The organism is Micromonospora trifolii (assembly GCF_050516465.1).
GTDB lineage: Bacteria > Actinomycetota > Actinomycetes > Mycobacteriales > Micromonosporaceae > Micromonospora > Micromonospora trifolii.
In genome coordinates this window covers 1,125,339-1,149,416 of record NZ_CP191526.1, presented here as the reverse complement: position 1 = coordinate 1,149,416, position 24,078 = coordinate 1,125,339, and the positions used below count along the sequence as shown (strand labels likewise).

General features: G+C 71.8%; 25 protein-coding genes. 10 read left to right on the top strand and 15 right to left on the bottom strand.

What is annotated here, in order from left to right; all coding sequences use genetic code 11:
- Positions 1 to 35 precede the first annotated feature (35 nt).
- Positions 36 to 692 carry an HAD family hydrolase gene (locus ACQRWP_RS05235; RefSeq protein ID WP_430501056.1) on the bottom strand — a complete coding sequence of 219 codons (657 nt, stop codon included), beginning with the start codon at positions 690 to 692 and terminating at the stop codon, positions 36 to 38.
- Positions 693 to 805: 113 nt separating this feature from the next.
- Between ACQRWP_RS05235 and ACQRWP_RS05230 the strand changes: the two genes are divergently transcribed.
- Positions 806 to 1,720 carry a hypothetical protein gene (locus ACQRWP_RS05230; RefSeq protein WP_430501055.1) on the top strand — a complete coding sequence of 305 codons (915 nt, stop codon included), beginning with the start codon at positions 806 to 808 and terminating at the stop codon, positions 1,718 to 1,720.
- A gap of 168 nt (positions 1,721 to 1,888) precedes the next feature.
- Here the strand turns inward: ACQRWP_RS05230 and ACQRWP_RS05225 are convergent, their stop codons facing one another.
- From ACQRWP_RS05225 to ACQRWP_RS05195, 7 genes are all read right to left on the bottom strand, one after another.
- Complete coding sequence (locus ACQRWP_RS05225) at positions 1,889 to 3,139, bottom strand: DUF222 domain-containing protein (protein WP_430501054.1); 1,251 nt, start codon at positions 3,137 to 3,139, stop codon at positions 1,889 to 1,891.
- 155 nt (positions 3,140 to 3,294) lie between these two features.
- A complete protein-coding gene (locus tag ACQRWP_RS05220; protein WP_091401591.1) occupies positions 3,295 to 3,552 on the bottom strand; it encodes a UBP-type zinc finger domain-containing protein in 258 nt (85 codons plus the stop codon).
- The gene (locus ACQRWP_RS05215; RefSeq protein WP_430501053.1) at positions 3,549 to 5,120 is read right to left on the bottom strand and encodes a Na+/H+ antiporter; all 1,572 of its coding nucleotides are present in this window, start codon (positions 5,118 to 5,120) and stop codon (positions 3,549 to 3,551) included. Before ACQRWP_RS05215 ends, ACQRWP_RS05220 begins: the two co-directional genes overlap by 4 nt.
- Before the next feature lie 37 nt (positions 5,121 to 5,157).
- Complete coding sequence (locus ACQRWP_RS05210) at positions 5,158 to 6,123, bottom strand: TIGR03885 family FMN-dependent LLM class oxidoreductase (RefSeq protein ID WP_430501052.1); 966 nt, start codon at positions 6,121 to 6,123, stop codon at positions 5,158 to 5,160.
- 52 nt (positions 6,124 to 6,175) lie between these two features.
- Positions 6,176 to 7,591 carry an NADP-dependent succinic semialdehyde dehydrogenase gene (locus tag ACQRWP_RS05205; protein WP_430501051.1) on the bottom strand — a complete coding sequence of 472 codons (1,416 nt, stop codon included), beginning with the start codon at positions 7,589 to 7,591 and terminating at the stop codon, positions 6,176 to 6,178.
- Positions 7,592 to 7,603: 12 nt separating this feature from the next.
- Positions 7,604 to 7,867 carry a DUF6343 family protein gene (locus tag ACQRWP_RS05200; protein WP_354943480.1) on the bottom strand — a complete coding sequence of 88 codons (264 nt, stop codon included), beginning with the start codon at positions 7,865 to 7,867 and terminating at the stop codon, positions 7,604 to 7,606.
- A gap of 52 nt (positions 7,868 to 7,919) precedes the next feature.
- Complete coding sequence (locus tag ACQRWP_RS05195) at positions 7,920 to 8,738, bottom strand: NmrA family NAD(P)-binding protein (RefSeq protein WP_430501050.1); 819 nt, start codon at positions 8,736 to 8,738, stop codon at positions 7,920 to 7,922.
- A 130-nt stretch (positions 8,739 to 8,868) separates the two neighbouring features.
- Here ACQRWP_RS05195 and ACQRWP_RS05190 point away from each other — a divergent pair, with 130 nt between their 5' ends.
- Together ACQRWP_RS05190 and ACQRWP_RS05185 are read left to right on the top strand one after the other, a co-directional pair.
- Entirely contained in the window at positions 8,869 to 9,462 is a 594-nt protein-coding gene (locus ACQRWP_RS05190; protein WP_112584652.1) for an antibiotic biosynthesis monooxygenase, read from the top strand.
- A gap of 120 nt (positions 9,463 to 9,582) precedes the next feature.
- A complete protein-coding gene (locus ACQRWP_RS05185; protein ID WP_430501049.1) occupies positions 9,583 to 10,434 on the top strand; it encodes a GDSL-type esterase/lipase family protein in 852 nt (283 codons plus the stop codon).
- A gap of 17 nt (positions 10,435 to 10,451) precedes the next feature.
- Here the strand turns inward: ACQRWP_RS05185 and ACQRWP_RS05180 are convergent, their stop codons facing one another.
- The 3 genes from ACQRWP_RS05180 to ACQRWP_RS05170 all read right to left on the bottom strand — a co-directional run bounded on the left by ACQRWP_RS05180 (position 10,452) and on the right by ACQRWP_RS05170 (position 12,370).
- Complete coding sequence (locus tag ACQRWP_RS05180; protein WP_430501048.1) at positions 10,452 to 11,207, bottom strand: EcsC family protein; 756 nt, start codon at positions 11,205 to 11,207, stop codon at positions 10,452 to 10,454.
- A gap of 49 nt (positions 11,208 to 11,256) precedes the next feature.
- The gene (locus ACQRWP_RS05175) at positions 11,257 to 11,403 is read right to left on the bottom strand and encodes a hypothetical protein (protein WP_357187418.1); all 147 of its coding nucleotides are present in this window, start codon (positions 11,401 to 11,403) and stop codon (positions 11,257 to 11,259) included.
- A 106-nt stretch (positions 11,404 to 11,509) separates the two neighbouring features.
- The gene (locus tag ACQRWP_RS05170; RefSeq protein WP_430501047.1) at positions 11,510 to 12,370 is read right to left on the bottom strand and encodes a peptidase M23; all 861 of its coding nucleotides are present in this window, start codon (positions 12,368 to 12,370) and stop codon (positions 11,510 to 11,512) included.
- Between the two features lie 420 nt (positions 12,371 to 12,790).
- On the opposite strand from ACQRWP_RS05170, the gene ACQRWP_RS05165 reads away from it, so the two are divergent.
- From ACQRWP_RS05165 to ACQRWP_RS05150, 4 genes are all read left to right on the top strand, one after another.
- Positions 12,791 to 13,711 carry a proteasome assembly chaperone family protein gene (locus ACQRWP_RS05165; RefSeq protein ID WP_091401570.1) on the top strand — a complete coding sequence of 307 codons (921 nt, stop codon included), beginning with the start codon at positions 12,791 to 12,793 and terminating at the stop codon, positions 13,709 to 13,711.
- 37 nt (positions 13,712 to 13,748) lie between these two features.
- On the top strand, positions 13,749 to 14,546 hold the full coding sequence (locus ACQRWP_RS05160) for an exodeoxyribonuclease III (protein ID WP_430501046.1): 798 nt from the start codon (positions 13,749 to 13,751) through the stop codon (positions 14,544 to 14,546).
- Between the two features lie 17 nt (positions 14,547 to 14,563).
- Positions 14,564 to 14,881, top strand: a complete 318-nt coding sequence (locus ACQRWP_RS05155) for an antibiotic biosynthesis monooxygenase family protein (RefSeq protein ID WP_112584657.1) — start codon at positions 14,564 to 14,566, stop codon at positions 14,879 to 14,881.
- Positions 14,882 to 15,039: 158 nt separating this feature from the next.
- Positions 15,040 to 15,915, top strand: a complete 876-nt coding sequence (locus ACQRWP_RS05150) for an alpha/beta fold hydrolase (protein ID WP_430501045.1) — start codon at positions 15,040 to 15,042, stop codon at positions 15,913 to 15,915.
- A gap of 145 nt (positions 15,916 to 16,060) precedes the next feature.
- Here ACQRWP_RS05150 and ACQRWP_RS05145 read toward each other — a convergent pair whose 3' ends face one another.
- Entirely contained in the window at positions 16,061 to 16,726 is a 666-nt protein-coding gene (locus ACQRWP_RS05145) for a class F sortase (RefSeq protein WP_430501044.1), read from the bottom strand.
- Positions 16,727 to 16,979: 253 nt separating this feature from the next.
- Positions 16,980 to 17,570, bottom strand: coding sequence for a hypothetical protein (locus ACQRWP_RS05140; RefSeq protein WP_430503129.1), 591 nt, complete (start codon positions 17,568 to 17,570; stop codon positions 16,980 to 16,982).
- A 130-nt stretch (positions 17,571 to 17,700) separates the two neighbouring features.
- On the opposite strand from ACQRWP_RS05140, the gene trmB reads away from it, so the two are divergent.
- The 3 genes from trmB to ACQRWP_RS05125 all read left to right on the top strand — a co-directional run bounded on the left by trmB (position 17,701) and on the right by ACQRWP_RS05125 (position 21,821).
- Positions 17,701 to 18,408, top strand: a complete 708-nt coding sequence (trmB, locus tag ACQRWP_RS05135) for a tRNA (guanosine(46)-N7)-methyltransferase TrmB (RefSeq protein WP_430501043.1) — start codon at positions 17,701 to 17,703, stop codon at positions 18,406 to 18,408.
- A gap of 112 nt (positions 18,409 to 18,520) precedes the next feature.
- Positions 18,521 to 21,034 carry a DEAD/DEAH box helicase gene (locus ACQRWP_RS05130; RefSeq protein ID WP_430501042.1) on the top strand — a complete coding sequence of 838 codons (2,514 nt, stop codon included), beginning with the start codon at positions 18,521 to 18,523 and terminating at the stop codon, positions 21,032 to 21,034.
- A 142-nt stretch (positions 21,035 to 21,176) separates the two neighbouring features.
- Positions 21,177 to 21,821 (top strand): hypothetical protein, encoded by a 645-nt coding sequence (locus ACQRWP_RS05125; protein WP_430501041.1) that lies wholly within the window; start codon positions 21,177 to 21,179, stop codon positions 21,819 to 21,821.
- Between the two features lie 383 nt (positions 21,822 to 22,204).
- Here ACQRWP_RS05125 and ACQRWP_RS05120 read toward each other — a convergent pair whose 3' ends face one another.
- Both ACQRWP_RS05120 and ACQRWP_RS05115 read right to left on the bottom strand, forming a co-directional pair.
- Positions 22,205 to 23,152, bottom strand: coding sequence for an ABC transporter substrate-binding protein (locus ACQRWP_RS05120; RefSeq protein WP_430501040.1), 948 nt, complete (start codon positions 23,150 to 23,152; stop codon positions 22,205 to 22,207).
- Positions 23,152 to 24,060: an ABC transporter ATP-binding protein gene (locus tag ACQRWP_RS05115; protein ID WP_430501039.1), complete on the bottom strand. Its 909-nt coding sequence runs from the start codon at positions 24,058 to 24,060 to the stop codon at positions 23,152 to 23,154. The genes ACQRWP_RS05120 and ACQRWP_RS05115 overlap by 1 nt, the downstream gene beginning before the upstream one ends.
- Positions 24,061 to 24,078: the final 18 nt, after the last annotated feature.

Here is a 24,078-nt window from a genome sequence, read left to right as displayed (position 1 = left end):
GGCCACCGGGACCGCACGATCGCGCGGCCGGCGGGTCAACCGCCGGCCGCGTTGTGCTTCGCGACCAGGCTCGGGAGTTCGTCCAGCGAGTCGATCCGGAACAGGCACCGCTCGGCCACTGTGGAGGGGTCGAGGATGTGCCCCCACGGACCGCGTCGGATCAGGCACGTCTTCATGCCCGCTTCCAGGGCCGGGCGCACGTCGTTGTCGGGCCGGTCGCCGACGTACAGGATCGACGACGCGACACCACCGCCCGCGGCGACGACCCGCTCGAAGAACGCCGGTGACGGCTTCGCCACGCCCCACCCGTGCGACGTACCGATCACGTCCACCGGAAGGTCGAGATCGCGCAGGGTCGACTCCGCATGAGCTGGCTGGTTACCGGCCAGGCCCACGAACAGGCCCTGGTCCTTCAAGGACTCCAGGCACCCCCGCGCGTCCGGGTAGAGATCCTCCTCGGCGAACGACTCCGGCTGGCCGGCAGCCTCCCGACGCTCCAGCTCGATGGTGAGATCGAAGTCGGGCCGGAAGACCCGGAACGTCTCCTGATAGTCCAGGCCCCGGGCGATCACCGCACCGAAGACCGCCGAGAACGTGTGCCGGGGCACGCCGAGCCAGTCGGCCCAGGCCGCGAACTCGTGGGACTCGTCGAGAATGGTCCCACCAACATCGAAGATGACCGCATCAATCATGTCCGCCCCCCGTCGACGCTCGCGCCGTCGGTGAAGCATAGACGGGGTACGAGCGGCCGGACGCGCAGCAAAAACCGATGGATCCGACGTACCGATAGAGCGATGGTGACGCCATGGATGGAGACGAACTGGCCGGTGCGGAGCGTCGAGTGTGGGCGGCGATGCCGGCGGGGACCCGCAGCGCACTGTCCGGCCTGTCCAGCGCAGACCTGCGCAGTCTGCTGCTAAGCGTGGCCCGCGACCGGGCGGCGACCGCGCGTCCATCCGAGGTGGTACGACGGTGGCGCGAGGACCGCTTCGTCCGCCCAGCCCGCACCGACCCGCGCGTGCTCGCACGGGTGGAGGCCCGCATGTGGCAACTGCTGCCCGCCGACGTCGTCGGAGTGGAGCTGTCGCCGGTCGTACCGGTCGGCACCTGCTCGGCGGTCGCACCGGTCAGCCAGAACAGGATCGTCACCACGATGCGCGCCAGCGAGGTGCTGAGTGATCCCACCAACGCCCTCGCCATCGAGGCGGCCGTACGTCGCCGCCGGCAGAGCGAGGTGCACCTGGCCGCTGCCCACCGGGTGCTGCGGGCACAGGATTTCGGCAGCGACGCGTCGGCGCACTTCCGGCTCTTCGCTCTGGTCTCCAGCGCCCGCGACACTGGCTCGGGCGGCACGCAGGCCCGGCTGCTGGTCCGGCACCTCACCTACTGGCGGACCGTCCTCGCCGAGTTGGCACCGGCCGCCGCGCCTCAGCTGCACGTCACCACCTTCGACGATCGGACCGTCCGGGAGCGGCTGGCCGACACCGTCCGACCGGCCGTGGACGGGAGTGTGGTGCCGCTCGTGGACGAACCGGAGCGGTCTCGCGGTCGCGGCTACTACACGGGGTGCGCCCTGCGGATCACCGTCCTGGGCGGGAGCCTGGAGATCGGCGACGGCGGCCTCACCGACTGGACCGCCCGGCTGAGCGGTGACGCAAAGGAACGCTGCCTCGTCTCCTGCCTCGCCACCGAACGCCTCGTCGACTCCATCAGCAGTTGAGCCGGGCCGGGCGCACGCGCCGATGGCGTCCGGAGCGGCGAGGTCGTGGGCCAGCGCCGCCCCGGCCGATCGCTGGCTTCGACCCGCTGGCGGAGCTTTGGTTCGCTTGGGTCTTCGACTCGTCCGGCGTATCCGGCTGGGGTGCCGGGATCCGGACCAGTGCTGGGGTCACGTTCGTCGGTAGTACTGGTTGCGGCGAGGAAGTCGGTTGGGGTCGAGCCAGGCCGGCGGAATGAATTCGGGATGGCCGTCGCCACCCAGGCGGACGGCCCACTCGCCGCGGTGAACGTGTCGGTGGTGGTGGCCGCAGAGCAGCACGGCGTTCGCCAGGTTGGTGGTGCCGCCGTCGGCCCAATGCTGGATGTGGTGGGCGTCGCACCAGCGCGGCGGGCGGTCGCAGCCGGGGAACGCGCAGCCCTGGTCACGCAGCACCAGGGCTCGACGCAGTGGGCCGGTAACGAGCCGGCGTTGCCTTCCCACGTCGAGCGTCTGACCCGTGCCGCCAAGGACCGCGGGCAGGATCGCCGCGTCGCAGGCGAGGCGGCGGACCGTCTCCGGGGTGAGTTGCAGACCCGTGTCGAGAGTGCCGGCGTCGAACCTCCGGGCCAACGTGTCGAAGCTGGTGGTGACGACGAGTTGGGCGGGGTCGCCGCCGTGCTCGGGCAACTCGCCGGTGCGCAGGGCAAGCCGGCAGAGATCGGCGAGCGCATCGTGGCGGCGTTGCCCGGGAGAACGCGGATCGTCCGGACCGGACGGCGCGGTCAGCGGGTCGATCGCGGCACGCAGCAGGCCGGCCGCCTCGCCGTCGAGGATGCCGAACTGCCGCAGCCGGCCGTCCCGCAGCTCGGACAGCGTGACATGACGGTCTCGGCAGGCTCGGCGGGCCTCGGCCTCCATCGCCGCCCTGGCTGCGGCTTCACTGACCTCCGGAGCGACGTGATCGAGAATCCGAGTGCCCAGTTTGCGTAGCAGGACCGGCTCGAACTGCCCGGCCCACTCGACCATGACGCCGACCGCCTTCTCAGCCGCCTCAGCACCAGCGGCAGCATGCACCGCGCCGACCGTTTCGCCGATGACCCCGGCCTGTTCCACGCTGATATCCCCGCTGGCCAGCGCCCAGCGCACCCCTGGCGCTCCCGCGTCCAACGCACCAGCGAGATCGACCAGCCGGCGAGCGGCGGAGACGTTGACCCGCAACCGGTCCCGCAACCAGACCGCCGTCGACGACGCTCCTTGCGTCACGGCCGTGCCGCGGCCGTCCACCTCGCGAACCAGGGCCAGTCGCACGGCGGCCAAGCGTCGCTCGAGCCGGTGCGCAGCGTCGAGTGCCGCGACGAGGTCGTGCTCCGGAAGGGCCCAAGTCGGCGCGTCGAGGCAGTCAGCGACTGCCGCCTCCGCCTGGGCCAACTCCTCCAACATGGACCGACAATAGAACAGGTGTACGACACTTTCGGGCCTGATCGGCCGGCCTGCTCAACGCGGCCGGTCTGACCGTGCCACCGCTCCAACCGTGCCACCATTCACGGGACCGCCCCTTGCGAACCGTGCCGACCCGACCCGACGCCGGCCGACGATCAGCCGATCTCCTCGTCGACGAAGCACCAGCGCCAGGCCTCGCCCGGCTGCGCCGAGCGGATCACCGGGTGGCCGGTCGACGCGAAGTGCTTGCTCGCGTGCTGGTTCGGCGACGAGTCACAGCAGCCGACCTGCCCGCAGCTCAGGCAGGTGCGCAGGTGCACCCAGTAGGTGTCGCCGATGGCGACGCAGTCCGCGCACTCGTCGGGGGTGCGCGGCTCGGCGGCGCCGGCCTCGGTCAGGTGCTGACAGCTCACTTCTCAACCTCTCGCAGCAACGACTCTTCCAGGTCCAGGTCACGGTAGGCCCGCACCAACACTTCCTCAGGAATCCGACCGGAGTCCCGGGCCGCCCGGAACACATCCCGCTCGGCGTCGATCATCTCCTGCCGCAGCCGACCGTACGCCTGCGACGGGGTCTCCCGCTCGTCGCCGCCGAGTCGTTCCCACGCCATGTTGGTGCGGTCCTCCACCGCTCGGCGCAGCCGGTCCACCACCGCATCCGGGGCGCTGTCGGCCAACTCGTCGAGGCGGTCCTGGGCGGCCTTGCTGGCCTGCTGCTGCACGGCGGCCGCGGAGAGCGCGTCCTGCACCGGGTCGTCCTGCGGCAGCTTCAACCGACGGGCGACCAGCGGCAGGGTGGCGCCCTGGCCGACCAGGGTGAAAACGATCACGGCGAAGGCCAGCCAGATCAACAACGCCCTGGGGTACGGCTCGTCGTCGGCCAGGGTCAGCGGCAGGGCCAGCGCGGCGGCCAGGGTCACCACGCCCCGCATGCCGGCCCAGCCGATGATGATCGGGAACTTCGGCGACGGCCGGGCGTCACGGCGGCGGACCCGGGGAACCAACCGGGCCAGGTAGGTGGCCGGGAAGAGCCAGACGAAGCGGGTCAGGAAGACGGTGGCGAGCACCGCGAAGGTGATCAGGATGAGCGACCCGATCGGCTCGTCGAGGTCGCGCAGCACCTCCCGCAGTTGCAGCCCGACCAGCAGGAAGACCAGGCCCTCCAGCAGGAAACGGACCAGCCGCCAAAACGCGCCGATCTGCAACCGGGACGCCGCCGACAGCAGTTGGGGCAGCTTGTGCCCGAGCACCAGACCGGTGACGACCACCGCGACCACACCGGAGGCGTGCAGGTGTTCGGCGGTGAACACCACCGCGAACGGGATAATCAACGACAGCGCGTTGTCCAGCAGCGGGTCGGTGATCCGCCGATGCAGGAAGCCGAACACCAGCGCCCCGAGCGCCCCGATCAGGATGCCGCCGCCAGTGGACCGCAGCACCTCGATGGCGATCTTGTCGGCGCCGACGGCCGAGCCGACGGTGGCCATCGTCGCGACCCGCAGCAGCACCAGCGCTGTCGCGTCGTTGACCAGGCTCTCGCCCTCCAGGATGGTGACGACCCGGCGGGGCAGCCCGACCCGGCGGGCGACGGCCGTGGCGGCCACGGCGTCCGGCGGGGCGACCACCGCGCCGAGGGCCAGGCAGATCGCGAACGGTAGCTGCGGCAACAGCAGGTGCAGCACCAACCCGACCACGAACGCGGTGAACAACACCAGGCCGACCGCGAGCAGCAGGATCGGCCGGATGTTGTTCTTGAACGCCGGCACCGAGGTCTCCAGCGCCGCCACGTAGAGCAGCGGCGGCAGGATGCCGACCAGCACCAACTCCGGGTCGAGTTCGATCTGCGGGAAGCCCGGCACGAACGAGAGGGCCAGGCCGAGGACGACCAGCACGATCGGCGCGAGCAGGCCGAGCCGGCGGGCCAACGCGGCGCCCAGGGTGGCGATCGCCAGGAAGACGACGACCGGGAACAGGCTTTCCATGGGGTACGAGCCTAGGGGTACGCCTGTTCGGCCTCGATCAGCCGCCCGGGCGCAGCTTCGGCAGCACCTCCGCGCCGAAGGCGTCGATGAAGCCGCGCTGCTCCTGCCCGACGTGGTGCAGGGCGATCTGGTCGAAGCCGAGCTGTGCGTACTCCTCCAGCCAGCCGACGTGCCGGCCCAGGTCCGCCGACACGTTCACCACCTCGGCGACCCGCTGCGCCGGCACATCGGCGGAGACCACGTCGAAGTGTTCGACGGTCTCCAGGTCCCAGCAGACCGGCGGGGCGAAGACGTTGCTGCGCCACTGGTCGTACGCGAGCGCCTCGGCCTGAGCCTGCTCCGGCGCCCAGGAGACGTGCACCTGGAGGTGCAGCGGCCCACGTCCGCCCGCGTCCCGGTACGCGTCGATCATCTCGCGCAGGTGCGCCACCGGGGCGTTCACGGTGATCAGCCCGTCCGCCCATTCGGCGCACCAACGGGCGGTGGCCACGCTGACCGCGGCGCCGACCAGCGCGGGCGGCTGCTCGGGGCGGGTCCACAGCCGGGCGCGGTCGACCCGGACCAGGCCGTCGTGGCTGACCTCCTCGCCGGCCAGCAGGGCCCGGATCACGTCGACGCACTCAAGCAACCGGGCACTGCGCACGTCCTTGCGAGGCCACGGGTCGCCGGTGATGTGCTCGTTGCTGGCCTCGCCGGTGCCCAGGGCCGCCCAGAACCGGCCCGGGTACATCGCGCCGAGGGTGCCGATCGCCTGCGCGATGATCGCCGGGTGGTACCGCTGACCGGGCGCGTTGACCACACCGAACGGCATGCCGGTGGCCTGCAACGCCGAGCCCAGCCAGGACCAGGCGAAGCCGGACTCGCCCTGCCGGGCGCTCCACGGGGAGAAGTGGTCGGAGCACATGGCGGCGTCGAAGCCGGCCCGCTCGGCGTGGATCACCGCCTCCAACAGGGCGCGTGGACCGATCTGCTCATGCGAGGCGTGAAACCCGAACGACGTCATGGGCACACTTCCTACCCACGACGGCACCGGCTGACGCGTGCCGCGCCCCGAACTACTCGGCGTGCGCGCCGGCGCCGGCCGAGGCGGCGCCCTCGCCCACCCAGACCGTCTTGGTGTTGCAGAACTCCCGCATGCCCAGCGCGGACAACTCCCGCCCGTACCCGGAGTTCTTCACACCGCCGAACGGCAACTCAGGGTAGGAGGTGGTCATCCCGTTGACGAAGACGTTGCCGGCGTCCAGGTCGGTGGCGAAGCGCTCCTGCTCGGCCGGGTCCCGGGTCCAGGCGTTCGAGCCGAGCCCGAAGCTGGTGCCGTTGGCGACCTCGATGGCCTCCTCGTACGACGAGACCCGGAACAGGCCGGCGACCGGGCCAAAGACCTCCTCGGACCACATCCGCATCTGCGGGGTGAGGTCGGTGACCACTGTCGGCGGGTAGAACCAGCCGTCGCCGGCCGGCGGCTCGCCGCCGCAGAGCACTGTCGCGCCGTTGTCCACCGCGTCGCGGACCTGGGCGTGCACCTCGTCGCGGCCACGCTCGCTGGCCAGTGGCCCGACGTCGGTGTTCGGGTCCATCGGGTCGCCGACGCGTAGCGCGGCCATGTTGGCGGCGAACTGCTCGGCGAAGGCGTCGAACACGTCGGTGTGCACGATGAACCGCTTCGCGGCGATGCAGGACTGGCCGTTGTTCTGGCAGCGGGCGGTGGTGGCCACCTCGGCGGCCCGGTCCACGTCGGCCGAGGGCATCACCACGAAGGGGTCGCTGCCGCCGAGTTCGAGGACGGTCTTCTTCAGCTCCCGCCCGGCGATCTGCGCGATGGACCGGCCGGCGGGCTCGCTGCCGGTGAGCGTCGCGGCGCGTACCCGGGGGTCGCTGAGGATGTGGTCGACGGCCTCCGAGTCGACCAGCACGGTGGTGAAGGCGCCCTCGGGGAAGCCGGCTCGCCGGAACACGTCCTCCAGCAGCAGCGCGGTCTGCGGCACGTTCGAGGCGTGCTTGAGCAGGCCGGTGTTGCCGGCCATCAGCGCCGGGGCGGCGAAGCGCATCACCTGCCAGAGCGGGAAGTTCCACGGCATCACCGCGAGCACCACGCCGATCGGCTGGTAGCGGATGAACGCCCGGGTGGCCTTCACAGCGTCGGCGTCGGCGGGCTCGTCGGCGAGGAACGCGGGGGCCTTGTCGGCGTAGAAGCGGGCGGCGGTGGCGCACTTGGTCACCTCGGCCTGCGCCGCGACGTACGTCTTGCCCATCTCCGTGGTCATGATCCGGGCGACCTCGTCGCGCTCGGCGTCCAGCAGGTCGGCCGCGGCGTTCATCCACTGGGCGCGCTGGTCGACGGTCGTCGCCTTCAGCTGGTGGAACGCGAGGTCGGCGCGCTCGATGGCGTCGTCGAGTTGCTCGGTGGACATCGCCTCATAGGTCTTGAGCACCTGTCCGGTGGCGGGGTTGGTGGTGGCGATGCGGGGCATCTCGTCCTCCTGTTACTCGAACAACGAGTGTCGTACGCCCGGCTCCTCGCGGCGGCGGGCGGCGCGGCGGCGCTGGATCACGACCAGGTCGACCACGGCGACCACGGCGAGGATCGCGCAGACTACGCCGAGCCAGGCGATGCCGGCCCAGAACGCCAGCACCGCGAAGAGCACCATGATCACCAGCCCGAAGCTGGCGAGGGTGAGCCGAAGGTTCAACGCGCTGTTCGCGTGGCCGACCGTGCCACGGGCGCGCCGGGGCTGCGATCTCGTCATGCCCAGGGACCTACCCCCGATCGCCAGCGTTAACCGGCCTCGGACGCCTCGGTCAGTCGCGCCAGGCACCACGCGACGCCGCCTCGGCGGCGTACGCCGAGAAGTCGCGCGGCTCGCGACCGGTCAGCCGGCGGACGGTGTCGGTGGGCTCCGCGTGGCCGAGGTCGCGCAGGGCAGTGAACGCCGCGATCTGTTGCTCGATCTCCTCGGCGGGGACGCCCAGCGGACCCAGCGCGGCCCGGTAGTCGTCAGCCGTGCCGAGGTGACGCACCGGTCGGCCCGCCGCTCGGCTGATGGTCTCGGCTGCCTCCGCGAAGGTGATCGCCCGTGGCCCAGTGACCTCGTGGACCTGGCCGGCGTGCCCGGGCTCGGTGAGGGCGGCCACCGCGACGGCGGCGATGTCGTCGGCATCGACGAACGCCTGGCGTGCCGCGCCGACCGGCACGGTGATCTCCCCGGCCAGCACAGCCTCCCGGAACACTCCCTCGTCGAAGTTCTGGTCGAACCAGTCCGCTCGCAGGATCGTCCAGTCGGCGCCGGCCTCGCGGACCGTCCGTTCCGCGGTCAGCAGGCGCTCGTCGCCCATCGCCTCGATCGCCCTGCTGGAGAGCAGCACCATGTGCCGCACCCCCTGCTCGATGGCCAACCGGACGAGGGCCGGCTCGACCGGCTGGCCGTCCGGTGCCATCAGGTAGACCCCGGACGCGCCGGCCAGCGCGGGCGCCCACGTCGACTCGACCGACCAGTCGAAGCGCACCGAGCCGTTGCGGGAGGCTGCGCGGACCCGGACGCCCAGCGCCCGCAGTCGGTCGGCCACCCGTCGCCCGGTGGTGCCCGTCGCACCGAGCACGAGGATCGCTCTGTCGGTCATCCCCCGAGTAGAGCATCGACCCCCGACAGGTACCGGCCGATCGCCTGCCAGGCCGGGCGGCGCTGGGGTGCGCTGGTGTGCTCGATTACATCCGTTCGCGCCGCGGCCCCGTCGACCGCAGGATGGGCGCATGTCAATGACCCTCGCCGTGCCGGTGACAGTCTCCATCGCCCGCCGCGTCGATCCCGGCCGGGCCAGCGAGATGGTGGCCTGGATGCGGGCCGGCACCGCGCTGGCCGAGGCGTTCCCCGGCTTCCTCGGCGCCGGCTGGGTGCAGAGCGGCCCCGGTTCGCCGGAGTGGCACATGCTCTACCGCTTCGCCGACGCCGAGACGCTTCGCCGGTGGGAGGAGTCGCCGCAGCGGCACTGGTGGCTCAGCTCGGCGCAGGGCATCGTCGAGCACACCCGGGTCGAGCGGCGTACCGGGATCGAGGGCTGGTTCGACAGGCCGCTGGAGCACTCGGTGGACCCGGTGGAGCCGGCCCCGCCCGCGTCACCGCCCCGCTGGAAGCAGGCGGTGACCATCTGGCTGGCGTTCTTCCCACTGAGCCTGACCGCCACCCTGCTGACGAGCCGATTCCTCGACGCGGTGCCGCTGGCGGCCCGGGTGCTGCTGATGACGCTCTGCCTGACCCCGCTGATGACCTATCTGGTGCTGCCCCGGATCACCCGGGCGTTGCACTGGTGGCTGCACGGTCAGCGGGCACCGTGGCGGGACGCATAGCACCCCGACGGCCTCCGCGTCGGCACTCTGCCGCATACCCGACAGCAACTTCCCGACGAACCGCATCCTGCGCATAGAGTTACCGCGCTGTCGCTCTGTGCTGCGGGAACGGGAGACGTCATGCCTCGACGCTGGGTCGCCGCCCTGGCCTGTCTCACGGCGCTGGTCGCGCTGGCCTGCGAGGGCGGCAACTCCGCGACACCCCGCCCCACCACGAGCGCCCCGCCGTCGAGCGGGCCCGGCGGCATCGCCGCCCTCGGCGACTCGATCAGCACCGGCTTCGCCTCCTGCCTGGTGCTCACCTCGTGCGAGCGCAACTCCTGGTCGACCGGGGACGGGCTGCGGGTGCAGAGCCACTACCGACGGCTGCTCGAACAGAACCCGGCGATCCGCGACCGGACGTACAACCATGCCCGTCCCGGCGCCCGCGCGGACGCTCTCGTTGGTCAGGCCCAGGCGGCGGTACGCGACCGCGCCGACTACGTCACAGTGCTGATCGGCGCCAACGACGTCTGTCGGGGCGGGGTGGACGCGATGACGCCGGTGGCGAAGTTCCGGACCGACGTCGACCGGGGGCTGCGAGTCCTGCGGACCGGCCGGCCGAAGGCCCGGGTGCTGGTGGTGAGCATTCCCGACCTGTACCGGCTCTGGGAGGTCGGGCACGACGACGACCGGGCGACCCGCGCGTGGCGGCGGGGCATCTGCCCGGCCCTGCTGGCCGAGGCGACCTCGAACGCGCCCGCCGACCGGGCGCGCCGGGCCGCCGTCCGGGACCGGATCGACGCGTACAACGCCGAGTTGAAGGCGGCCTGCCGGGCGTACGGATCACGGTGCCGGCACGACGGCGGCGCGTTGCACAAGGTCCGGTTCACCCTGGACCTGCTCAACCCGCTGGACTGGTTCCACCCCAACGCCACCGGCCAGGGCCGCATCGCCGAGGTGACCTGGCGCTCCTCCGGCCTGGCCGGCTGACGACCCCGGACGGGCCGTCAGGGTTGGCGCGGCTCCGGGACGGCGTTGCCGCAGGAGCCGTAGAGGACCCGGGATCGCTGGGCGAGATCCTTTGTAGCCGACGAGTTGGCCCAGGTGCCGAGTACGATCGCCGCACCAGGGACGATCTTGGCGACCATCCGCTTCGCGGCCCGGACGCCGGCCATCTGGGCCAGCCGGACGCCGAGTTGCAGCATGACCCGACCGAGCGGACGCTGCCCGCCCAGGCCGAAGAGCGCGTCGGCGCGTTCCCGGCCGGCGGCCACACCGAGCGCCAGCCGGGCGCTCTCGGCGACCTTGTGCACCCGCTGGAGCACCAGCAGGTCGGTGGCCCGATCGCTGTGCAGGGGATCGACGCCGTACGCGGCGGCGATGTGCAGCACCATCCGCGCCTGGGTCCAGGCCAGCACACCCACGTCGATCACGGCGCCGGGCAGCCCGGCCGCGCCGGAGACCGCGCCGGACAGTCGGGCCAGGTTGACGAACTTACGGGCCGCCTGGTCGGCCAGGACGTCGGCGGACACCCCGGGCTGCTCGGCCCGGGCTCGGGCGGCCCACTGCACGGCCTCCGGCCCGAGGCGGCGCACCGCCTCCAGGGCAAGGTGCTCCGGCGCGTACTGCGGGTCGTCCCGCATCCGGTCCCAGAGCCGGGCCGGCGGACCCTCGGGGGCGTCCACCGGCCCGGCCGGCAGGTCGGCGGACGGCTGCGGAGTAGGGGCGGCGGGCTGGCCGCCAGCGGGCGGGGTGTCGGTCACCAGGTCTCCCCAGGGGTGGAAACGGTGGACAGGGCGGCCGATGGAGAGGTCAGCGGCGGCGGTTGGACAGCCGGGAAGCCAACCCCTTCAGCTTCTGCTGGTTGCCCGGCTTGGCCATCTCGCGCCGGCCCCGGTCGACCAACTGCTGCCCCTTCGGCGATTTCAGAAACGCGCTGATCCGCTGCATCAGTGACATAACGTCCTCCTGTCGATGGTCCCGTACTCATGTGTACCCCGAACCCGCAACACATGTACCCGGGATGCGACAGCCTCAACCCTGACCGTCCATAGTGGGCGGTAGGTTACCGCCCCGCCGGCACGATGGCGTCAACGACCCGGGTGGCCCGCCACTCGTGCTGCTGGTAGTGCTCGGGGTACGCGGAGACCTGCACCGCCTGCGCGGCGTCGGTGAGCCGCATCCGCTGCCAGCCGGGCACCTGCTCCAGCGCGCTGAGGAACTGCCGGGTGGCGAACTCGGGGTCCATCAGCCGCCCCACCGGACCCCAGCCGCTGCTGGAACGCTGCTGGAACAACCCGACCGAGTCGTGGTCCCAGCCGACGCCCTGGTGCGGATAGTCCTGCGACTCGGGCAGCACGCCGCTGGCCACGTTGTAGAGGTTGCTCTCCTGCATGGCGGTGGCCACCGCGATCACCAGACCCCGGCGCGGCACCCCCATCTTGCGGCCGGCGCGGACGATCGCCTCGGCGTTCTCCATCTGGTCCTCGTCCAGCCCGGCGACGGGCGCCGGGTCGGTCGGGCGAGCCGGGGCGACCTTGCGGGCCGGCGCGCTGGTGTCCGGGTCGGCGGGGCTCGCCGCGGCGGACTGGGCGGCGGCGGAGGTGCTCGGGGCAGCCGTGCGGTCCAGGGAACGGGAGGCGCTCTGCTGCTCGGCGCGCTGCGCCAGCTCGGAGCTGGAGAGCGATCCACTCCGGGTCGCCGCGTCGGCGTCCTCGTTGCGGACCTGGACGACGGCGGTCAGACCGAGGCAGCACACCACACCGGTGGCCAGCGCCATCTGTGCCCGGCGTCGACCGGTCAGGTCCCGGGCGTACGCCCGGAGCCGGCTCGCGGCGGTTGTCCGTTCGGTTGAGGTGCCATCCTCCATATCGGCAGTGGGCCTGCTCGGGGCGTACGGGTCGTCGAGGGTGCCGTCGTCACGCATCAACCGAGGCTAGGCAGGTGCAAACCCCGATCACGCACGGTGATCACGTGGCGCTCGACACAGATCTGACCCGTACTGGTGGACGACCTGGGCGGGTCGACCCGCCCGGGGAACGGACCTCGCGTACCGGATGAAGCTGGCGCCGCACGCGGACCGGCACGGGCCGGGACAGCGCCGGACATCCGACCGCCGAGCCTGACATGATCGACAAACTCGGCCTTTGGGCCGAACCGCCCCTCGGCCGATCGGCCAAGAGGCTCGGCCTGGTGGCGTAAACAGCCGATTAGTCCGGTCACGCCCACCACCCGGCCAACGGATCGCCCGGCGCAGGAATGCACCAGGATGGCGGGTACGTTGCCCGAACGGGTGCCCTCCGTCGCGACGGCGCCCCGCAGGCACATTTCAGGGAGGTCCGCACCGGTGCTCGACCCACACGAGCTTTACCAGCTCACCGACGATCTGCCCGACCTCGGGCAGCCGGTCCTGATCCAGGCCCTCACCGGGTTCGTGGACGCCGGAAACGCCAGCCGACTGGCGCGTGAGCAGCTACTCACCTCGCTGGAGGGTCGGCCGATCGCCACCTTCGACGTCGACCAGCTCTTCGACTACCGATCGCGACGACCGGTGATGACCTTCGTCGAGGACCATTGGGAGAGCGTCGACGCGCCCAAGTTGGAGCTGCACCTGTTGCAGGACGACGACGAGACCCCGTTCCTGCTGCTCACCGGCCCCGAGCCGGACTTGCAGTGGGAGCGTTTCGTGGCCGCCGTGGCCGGGCTCGCCGCCCGGCTGGACGTCCGGCTCACGGTGGGGCTCAACTCGATCCCGATGGCGGTCCCGCACACCCGGCCGACCGGGGTGACCGCGCACGCCACCCGCCCCGAGCTGATCGCCGGCTACGAGCCCTGGCTGCAACGCGTCCAGGTGCCCGGCAGCGTCGGTCACCTGCTGGAGTTCCGCCTCGGCGAGCAGGGCCGCGACGCGCTGGGCTTCGCCGCCCACGTGCCGCACTACGTGGCGCAGACCGAATACCCGGCGGCCGCCGAGGTACTGCTCACCTCGGTGTCGCGCAGCACCGGGCTGCTGCTGCCCGGCGACGGGCTGCGCTCGGCCGCCGAGGTGGTCCGGGTGGAGATCGACCGGCAGGTCGCGCAGACCGAGGACGCCGCAGCCCTGGTCCAGGCCCTGGAGGAGCAGTACGACGCGTTCGCCCGAGGTCGAGGCGAGAAGAGCCTGCTCGCCCCGGATGCCGGCCCGCTGCCCACGGCCGACGAACTCGGCGCCGAACTGGAACGGTTCCTGGCCGAACAGACCCGTCCCGGCGACACCCCGGGCAGCTGACCCGGCGTCGCGGCGGCGGATACGGCAGGCTGGGGGCATGCGCCTGGCGACCTGGAACGTCAACTCGGTGAAGGCCCGCCTACCCCGGCTGCTGGAGTGGCTGGCCGACACCGGGCCGGACGTCGTCTGCCTCCAGGAGACGAAATGTCCGGACGGCGCCTTCCCGGTGACCGAGGTGGGCGAGCTGGGCTACACCGTGGCCAGCCACAGCGACGGCCGGTGGAACGGGGTGGCCATCCTGTCCCGGGTCGGGCTGGGCGACGTCCGGGTCGGGTTCGCCGACGAGCCCGGCTTTCCCGAGCCCGAGGCCCGGGCCATCTCCGCCACCTGCGACGGGGTGCGGGTCTGGTCGGTGTACGTGCCCAACGGCCGGACGCCGGACGACCCTCACTACGCGTACAAGTTGGCCTGGTTCGCGGCGCTGCGCGACGCGCTGGCCACCGAGGTGGCCGGCGGGTTACCGCTGGCGGTCTGCGGCGACTTCAACGTCGCCCCGACCGACGCCGACGTCTGGGACCCGGCGGTCTTCACCCACTCCACGCACGTCACCCCGGCCGAGCGGGCAGCCCTCGCGGCGCTACGCGACCTGGGCCTCAGCGACATCGTGCCGACCCCTATGAAGGGCCCGCACCCCTTCACCTACTGGGACTACCGGGCCGGCATGTTCCACCAGAACAAGGGCATGAGGATCGACCTGGTGTACGCGTCCGCGCCGTTCGCCCGGGCGGTCCGCTCCGCGTACGTGGACCGGGAGGCCCGCAAGGGCAAGGGCCCTTCCGACCACGCGCCGATCGTGGTCGACGCGGACCTGGTCCCGGCGGTCGAGGCGTTCTGAGTGGCTAGGGTGGGCAGATGGCAGTCGTGAAGATCAACGCAATCGACGTCCCACCCGGTGGCGGCGCGGAGCTGGAGAAGCGGTTCGCCGCCCGGGCCGGCACTGTGGAGAACTCCCCCGGTTTCCTCGGCTTCGAACTCCTCCGCCCGGTGGCCGGCGAGACCCGCTACTTCGTCTACACGAAGTGGGAGAGCGAAGAAGCGTTCCAGGCGTGGGCCGCCGGCCCCTCGCGCGCCGCCCACGCCACCGCCCCCGGCGACAAGCCCCGTCCCCCGGTCTCCACCGGCGCGAGCCTGCTGGAGTTCGAGGTGGCGCTGCACGTCCCCCAGCCCTAGCTACGCCGAGGACCCCGCACCGCCGCCAAACCGGGCCAGGCCGGACGTTTCCGTTGATAACGTCGAGGCGGCCGGAGCGGTAGCCGGTCACCAGTCGCCCTGCCCGCCGGCACCTGCCGTTCGCGCCGGGCGGTCCCAGGAAGGTGCGGGGTCCGGCCATGTTCGACGGCTTCGAAGAGTTCGACATCGAGACGCCCGGCGCGACGATCCACGGGCGCCGCGGCGGAAGTGGGCCGCCCGTTCTGCTGCTGCACGGCATCCCCGAGACGCACCTCATGTGGCACCGGGTCGCGCCACGGCTCGCCGAGAACTACACGGTCGTCGGCACCGACCTGCGGGGCTGGGGTGACAGCGGCAAGCCGCCGAGCAGTCCGGATCACGAGCCGTACAGCATGCGCGCCATCGCCCGCGATCAGGTTGCCGTGATGCGGAGTCTGGGCCACGAGCAGTTCCGACTCGTCGGCCACGATCGTGGGGCCCGCTGCGCGTACCGCCTCGCCCTGGACGAGCCGGACGCCGTCACTCGGCTGGCCGTCATGGACGTGGTGCCCATCGGCGACGTCTACAACCGCGCCGACAAGACGTTCAGCCTCTCCTACTGGGTCTGGTCCTTCCTGGCGGCACCCGCGCCGGTGCCTGAGCAGTTCATCGAGGCGGCGCCCGCGGTGCTCGTCGACTTCATGCTCGACACGTGGCCCAAGGTGAAGGACGCCTTCCCCGCCGAGGTCCGGGCGGCGTACGTCAAGCAGTTCAGCGACCCCGCCACGGTGCACGCGATCTGCGAGGAGTTCCGCGCTGCCGCGACGCTCGACTACCAGCAGGACGAGGCGGATCGCGGAAACCGGAAGATCACCTGCCCGGTGCTGTTCCTCTGGAGCCAACACGGCCAGGTCGCGAAGCTCTACGACGACCCGCTCGCGATCTGGCGGGAGTGGGCCGACGACGTGCGCGGCGAGCCGGTCCCGGTCGGGCACTTCATTCCGGAGGAAGCCCCCGACGAGACCACCCGTCAACTCCTGGCCTTCCTGAGCTGACGCCGACGCTGGCCCGGCGCCCGCCCGCCGACTGATCCACTCGGGTTCACCGAAACCGGGGTGTCCCGGTCGGCCCGAAACCGCGACTTCAGTGATCCCGAGTTGATCAAGCCCCGACGGGCGGGTGGGCCAGCCGGGGTCGGTCTCAGGGCTTGCGGGAGGACTGGAGGGTGGCGAAGGCGATGACGTTGTCGGCGTAGCCGGTGCGGCCCCCGATGAACTGCCCACCGCAGGTGATCAGCCGCAGCCCGGGTGGCCCGTCGTGGCCGTAGATCCGCTCGGCGGGCAACTGGTCCTTCGGGAAGTGCTCAACGGTGTCGACCCGGAACACCACCACCGACTTGTCCGCTCGGGCCACCTCGATCAGGTCGCCGGGGTGCAGCTTGCCCAGGTCGTAGAAGACCGACGGGCCGGTCTTCGTGTCCACGTGCCCGACGATCACCGCCGGGCCAGGCTCACCGGGGGTGGGCCCCCGGTCGTACCAGCCGGTCTCGTTGTGCCGTTCCAACGGCGGCACGGCGATCGAGCCGTCGCGCGCCTGCCCGACGGGTGCCACCGGCGCGGCCACCTTGATCGCCGGCACCGAGAGGCGCACCGGGCGACTGGCCGACAGCCCGACCGACTCACTGCGGGCCGGTCGGTCACCGCCGGTCGGGGCCAGGTCGAACGGGCCGACCGAACGGCCCAGCCCCGCCCCGGTGGCGAAGACCCCGGCCAACACCAACACCACGGCCAACGGTACTGACCAGGGGCTGCGGCCGGCGGGACGACTACGCCGGGGGGCGACGGCGGTCGGCGGACGCGCGGCCACCGACGGGCGGTCGGGATCCGGCGGGCGGTCGGGATCCAGCGGGCGCTGGCGACTTGGCGGACGCTGGGGAACCGGCGGGCGGTCGGAGCCCGGCCAGCCGTCGTCCAGGGGCAGCCGAACGTCATCGGGTGGCGAGGCGGGGCGGCCGGCGAACGGCTGGCGGGCAGCGTCAGACGACGACGCGGGACGACCAGGCAACGGCGGGCGTGAACCGGCCGGCGGCGGCGTGGGGCGGAAGATCGTCATGGCGGGCTCAGCGACGCGCGGCGGCTCGGGGGCGGCGGAACGCCATCACGGCGAGGATCAGCCCGGTGATGATCAGTGCCGCGCCGCCGGGCAGCAGCAGCTTTCCGGTCATCCCGCCGGTGCTCCCACCGAAGCCGGTCGCCGGACCACGGCTGGGCTGGACGGGGACCTTCTTGACCACCTGAAGCATTGTCGAGGCGGTCTCGCCGTCGCGGCACTCCAGCTTGACCCGGTAGTTGCCGGGGCGGGTGCGCTCGCGGACCATCGGCGCAGCGGTGAGCACCCCGCGCTGCGGCTGCACGCCGACCGCCCCGAAGGCGTCCGAGACCACTGTGGCGCCCACCGAGTTGTCCCGACAACTGGCCCGGATGCCGACCAGGTAGCCGGGCTGCACCGTGCTGGGGCTCACCTCGACGAAGATGTCCACCGCCGGCGTCGGTTGAGGTGCTCCACCGGGCGGTCCTTCCGGCTGCGGCGCGGGCGCGAGAGCGACGGCGGCAGGCTGGGGCGCGGCGAGGGCCGGCGTGGCGGCCAGCAGGGGGCCGGCGAGCACTGTCACCAGGGACAGGGTCACGACGCCGCGGGTCACTGTCACGATGCCCCCTCTCGACGCCGTGCGGCCCGGCCGGGCAGTGGAGCACCCGACCTGCCGTACCAGTTGGATCCTCTCATTTCCGGTCGCACATCACATCCGATCCGCCAGCGGCGTCGCGTACGCTCGGGTCGCTGTGACCGCCACCGACCATGACCCCGCCGTCCCGCCCGCGAGCCGGACGATCCGCACGTTCCACCCCCGCCGGGGTCGGATGAGCGACCGGCAGACCGACGCGCTGAGCCGGCTCTGGCCCGCGTACGGCCTGGATGTGCCGGACGGACCTGTGGTGCCCGTCGACCTGGCCGACCTGTTCGGTCGCCGGGCGCCAGTGGTGCTGGAGATCGGCTCGGGCATGGGCGACACCACCGCTGCGATGGCTGCCGCCGACCCGGATCGAGATTATCTGGCGGTCGAGGTGCACACGCCGGGAATCGCCAACCTGCTCCACCTGGTGGAGCGTGGTGGCCTGCGCAATGTGCGGGTGGCGGAGGGTGACGCGTTGTCCCTGGTCAGCGGCTTGCCCGAGGGTGTGCTGGACGCCGTGCACGTTTTCTTCCCGGACCCGTGGCCGAAGTCCCGCCACCACAAGCGGCGGATCATCCAGCCGGCGCACGTGGCGCTGCTGCGGTCCCGGCTGCGCCCCGGCGGCATGCTGCACTGCGCGACCGACTGGGCCGAGTACGCCGAGGCGATGCGGGAGACGCTGGAGGCGGACCCGGAGCTGGTGGACGCGTACGGCGGCTTCGCGCCACGGCCGACGCACCGCCCGGTGACGAAGTTCGAACGGCGGGCGATCACGGCCGGTCGACCGGTCGCCGATCTGCTGTACCGCCGACGGTGACCGGCGAAACGGCCGAACCGGAACGCGGCGGCGCGTTCGGGACGCCCGGACGGGGGTCCGGTGCGGGCCGGGTTGGCGTACCGGGGCATGATCCAGGCACCATGGACAGGCTATGACGCTCACCGCCGCGCTGCCGACAAGCGCCGACCCCGACACCCTCTTCGACGCGTTCGCCGGCTGGGCGAAGGAGCGCGGCCTCGACCTCTACCCCCATCAGGAAGAGGCGGTCATCGAGATCGTCTCCGGCGCCAACCTGATCATGAACACGCCCACCGGCTCGGGTAAGAGCCTGGTGGCGATCGCCGCGCACTTCGCGGCCCTCGCCGACAGCCGGACGACCTTCTACACCGCGCCGATCAAGGCCTTGGTGTCGGAGAAGTTCTTCGCGCTCTGCGAGGTCTTCGGCGCCGAGAACGTCGGCATGCTCACCGGCGACGCCAGCGTCAACGCCGACGCCCCGATCATCTGCTGCACCGCGGAGATCCTGGCGAACCTGGCGCTGCGCGAGGGCACGAAGGCCGACGTCGGCCAGGTGATCATGGACGAGTTCCACTTCTACGCCGAGCCCGACCGGGGCTGGGCGTGGCAGGTGCCGATCATCGAACTGCCGCAGGCCCAGTTCATCCTGATGTCCGCCACATTGGGGGACACCACCCGCTTCGTCGACGACCTGAGCCGGCGCACCGGGCGACCGACAGCCGTCGTGCGCACGGCGGAGCGGCCGGTCCCGCTCATCTTCTCGTACGCGATGACGCCGCTGCACGAGACGCTTGAGGAGCTGCTGGAGACCAAGCAGGCCCCGGTGTACGTGGTGCACTTCACCCAGGCCGCCGCGTTGGAACGCGCCCAGGCGCTGACCAGCGTCAACGTCTGCACCCGCGCCGAGAAGGACATGATCGCCGAGGCGATCGGTGGTTTCCGGTTCACCGCCGGCTTCGGCAAGACGCTCTCCCGGCTGGTCCGGCACGGCATCGGCGTGCACCACGCCGGCATGCTGCCCAAGTACCGCCGCCTGGTGGAGACCCTCGCCCAGGCCGGCCTGCTGAAGGTCATCTGCGGCACCGACACCCTCGGCGTCGGCATCAACGTGCCTATCCGCACCGTGCTGTTCACCGGCCTGTCCAAGTACGACGGGGTCCGTACCCGGCTGTTGAAAAACCGGGAGTTCCACCAGATCGCCGGGCGGGCCGGCCGGGCCGGCTACGACACCATCGGCCGGGTCGTGGTGCAGGCCCCGGAGCACGTCATCGACAACGAGAAGGCCCTCGCGAAGGCCGGTGACGACCCGAAGAAGCGGCGCAAGGTGGTCCGTAAGAAGCCGCCGGAGGGCTCGATCGGCTGGGGCCAGCCCACCTTCGACCGACTCGTCGACGCCGAGCCGGAGCCACTGACCTCCAGCTTCCAGGTCAGCCACTCGATGCTGCTCAACGTCATCGGCCGGCCCGGGGACGCGTTCACCGCGATGCGGCACCTGCTCACCGACAACCACGAGGAGCCCGCCGCGCAGCGCCGGCACATCCGCCGGGCGATCGCCATCTACCGGGCGCTGCGGGCCGGCGGGGTCGTCGAGGAGCTGCCCGAGCCGGACGAGACCGGCCGGCGGATCCGGCTCACCGTCGACCTCCAGCTCGACTTCGCCCTCAACCAGCCGCTCTCGCCGCTGGCCCTGGCCACCATCGAGCTGCTCGACGCCGAGTCCCCGTCGTACGCGCTCGACGTGCTGAGCGTGATCGAGTCGATCCTGGACGACCCCCGGCAGATCCTCTCCGCGCAGCAGTTCAAGGCGCGCGGCGAGGCGGTCGCCGCCATGAAGGCCGAGGGCATCGAGTACGAGGCGCGCATCGAACTGCTCGACGAGGTGACCCACCCGAAGCCCCTGGCCGAGCTGCTGGAGGCCGCGTACGAGATGTACCGGCAGGGGCACCCCTGGGTCGCCGACCACCAGCTCTCCCCCAAGGCCGTCGTCCGCGACATGTACGAGCGGGCCATGACCTTCACCGAGTACGTGCAGTTCTACGGGCTGACCCGCTCGGAAGGTCTCGTCCTGCGCTACCTGGCCGACGCGTACAAGACGCTGCGCCAGACCGTGCCCGAGGACGCCAAGACCGAGGAGCTGATCGACCTCATCGAGTGGCTGGGCGAGCTGGTCCGCCAGGTCGACTCCAGTCTCATCGACGAGTGGGAGCGACTGCGCAACCCGTCCGACGTGGCCGAGGTGGCCCAGGCGCACGCCGCCCTGACCGATCGGCCGCCAGCGGTGACCCGCAACGCGCGAGCGTTCCGGGTGCTGGTGCGCAACGCGCTGTTCCGCCGCGTCGAACTGGCCGCGCTACGCCGCTGGGACCTGCTCGCCGAGTTGGACGCCGAGGACGGCTGGGACTACGACGCGTGGGCCGACGCCCTGGCGCCGTACTTCGAGGAGTACGACTCGATCGGCGTCGGGCCGGACGCCCGAGGGCCGGCGCTGCTCATGATCGAGCAGGGCCGGGAACGGTGGACCGTCCGCCAGAGCTTCGACGACCCGGACGGCGACCACGACTGGGGCATCAGCGCCGAGATCGACCTGGTGGCCTCGGACGAGGTCGGTGCGGCGGTCGTGCGGATCACCGACGTCGGCCAGCTCTGACAGTCCTCCCGACGAGGGGGTCGTCCGCCCGGCGGACGGCCCCCTTTGTCGCCTTTTCCGCACCCCCGTTTTCGCTGGGCGATGTCAGACCCGTCGATTAGAATGTATGTACTAATCGAGTTCCTGACCTGGGAGGACGCCCGTGACCGCGCCCGCCTCCACGCCCCTCACCCCCTACGCGACACTGCTCGGTTTCACCCGCTACGTCGACCGCACCGGCCCCACCAAGGCGACCTTCGTCGGCGGGCTGCGCAAGCAGCGCGCCAGCCGGTCCGGCTTCAACCCGCACGGCCAGTTCGTCAAGGCGCTCAAGGCCGACATCGCCTTCCACACCGGCGGCACCCACCTGGCCGGGGTGGCCGACATCGTCAAGCCACGATGGCGCCCGCTCTACCAGGCGCTCGTCCCCGGCGCCACGACCTGGCTGCACTCCCTCGGCGAGCCGGCCGCCGTCGATCTCGCCCAGACCCGCGACGCCCTGGCCATGCTGGGCGACCTGCCCGTCAAGATCAACCCCCACTTCGGGGTACGCCACGCCGACGGCCGCGCCGAAACGGTCCGCCTGCACTTCGACGAGGCCCCACCCAGTGAGGAATCGGTGCTCGCCACCCTGCACCTGATGGCCCGACACATGGACGCGGTGCTCCCGCACGCCGAGCCGGTCCTGGTCGACGTCCGCCGCGGCCTGGCCCACCGCATGCCCACCGACGCCAAGCCCGACCAGATCGAACGATGGCTCTCCGGGGAGGCCGCCGCCTTCCGCGCCATCTGGTCCACCGCCGCCTAACCCCACCCCCGCCCTCCACGCCCTCCGCGCCCTCCGCGCTCCACGCGCCTGCCCAGCAAGATCGCGCTCGATCCAGGACGGACTCTGGCACGACGACCCCGAGCAGTTCCATCGGGACCGTCAACGCCTCAACCGACTGCTCGGCGGCGACTGGATCGTGCTGCACCTGACCGCCAAGCGCCTCCGGGACGACTTCGACGGGTTGCTCGCAGAGGTCCGAGCCGCCCTACGGGCACGCTCGCGCTCCCCCCGGTGACGATGATCGCGCTCGAACATGGAAGTAGTGGCCTCCCTAGTCAGGGAGGCCACTACTTCCTGGATCGAGCACGATCATGAGCCGGCGCACGGGTGCGCGGGGCGCGTGGCTCGCGCGGGTGCGGGTGTCAGGCGGCGGGGAGGTACTTGGTCAGGTCGTCGAGGATCTTGTTGGCGGCGCCGACGCCGATGCCGGTCATCCAGACCTCGTCGGAGACGGGGTACGCCTTGCCGGCCTTGACCGCGCCGAGGCCCTTCCACAGCGTCCCGCCCGCGACCTTGGTCTGCTCGGCGGCGGCCTTGTCGCCGTACGCGGTCACGAAGATGACGTCACCGTCGACCTCGTTGATCCGCTCGGGGCTGACCAGGTCGAAGCGCTTGTCCTCCTTGTTGGCGAGCAGCTGCCGCTCGGGGCGGCCCAGGCCGGTGTCGCCGATGACGATGCCGGAGAACGAGTCCGGGCCGTACACCCGGATGTTGCCGGGCAGGAACCGCACGATGGAGACCTTGCGCGTGGCGGCGTCGCCGAGTGTCGCGCCGAAGTCCTTGGCCCGCTTCTCGTACGTGGCGAGCAGATCCTTGGCCTGCTGCTCGCGGCCGAGCGCCTTGCCGTCGAGGAGGAGGTTGTCCTTCCACGTGATGCCCACCTTGTCGGTGAACACGGTCGGCGCGATGGCGGCCAGCTCGTCGTAGAACTTCTCCTGGCGGAACTTGCTGCCGAGGATGAGGTCCGGCTTCAGCGCGTTGATCGCCTCCAGGTCGGGCTCGGTGAGCACCCCGACCTCCTTGATGCCGGCGAGCTTGTCCGCGCCGAAGTACGTGGGCCAGCTCTTCGCCTCACCGGCGGTGGCCGCGCCGACGGGCGTGATGCCCAGCGAGAGCGCCGTGTCGATCTTGTCGGTGTCGAGCACGACGACGCGCTTGGGCTCGGCCGGGACCTTGGTGGTGCCCATGGCGTGGGTGATCTCCCGGGTCTCCCCGGTGGTGGAGCCGGCGACCGGGTCGCTCTCACCGCAGGCGGTGAGGCCGGCACCGAGGGCGACGGCCGCGGCGAGAGCTGCGACGAGACGACGCATCAGAGTCCTTTCGAGGGGTGCGAGCCGGCGAGCGGGTTGGCCGCGTCGCCGGTGGCGGGTCGGGCGTCCGGTACGGACGCCGTCGACGAATCGGGGTCTTCCGCGCCAGCGGACGCGGTCGCCGGAGCGTTCCCGCCGGTGTACGCGGGCACCACCAGCGGTGCGCCGGTCACCGGGCAGGGCACGACCACGCAGGCCAGCCCGAAGACGTCGCGGACCAGGTCGGCGGTGAGGATCTCCCGGGGTGGTCCGGCGGCGACCACGGCGCCGGCGCGCATGGCGACCAGGTGGTCGGCGTAGCGGGCGGCCTGGTTCAGGTCGTGCAGCACGGCGACCACGGTGCGGCCCCGCTCGGAGCGCAGCCGGTGCAGGAGGTCCAGCACCTCCACCTGGTGGGCCAGGTCGAGGAAGGTGGTCGGCTCGTCCAGCAGCAGGGCGTCGGTGTCCTGGGCGAGTGTCATGGCGATCCACACTCGTTGCCGCTGACCGCCGGAGAGGCTGTCCACCGGTCGGTCGGCCAGGTCGGTGACGTCGGCGAGGGCCATCGCCTGGTCCACCGCCGCGCCGTCCTCCGACGACCACTGCCGCCACCACCGCTGGTAGGGCTGCCGGCCGCGCCCGACCAGGTCCGCCACCGTGACGCCCTCGGGCACCAGCGGGCTCTGCGGCAGGACGCCGAGGCGGCGGGCCACCTCCCGGGTCGGCAGGTCGCGGATGGCGGTGCCGTCCAGCAGTACCGTGCCTCTGCGGGGAGTAAGAAGCCGGGCCATCGTGCGCAGCAGGGTGGACTTGCCGCACGCGTTGGGTCCGACGATCACGGTGAACGCGTCGGTGGGCAGGTCCAGGTCGAGCCCGTCGAGCACGGTCCGCTCGTCGTAGCCGGCGACCAGGTCGCGGGTGGAGAGCATCACACGACTCCTTGTGGC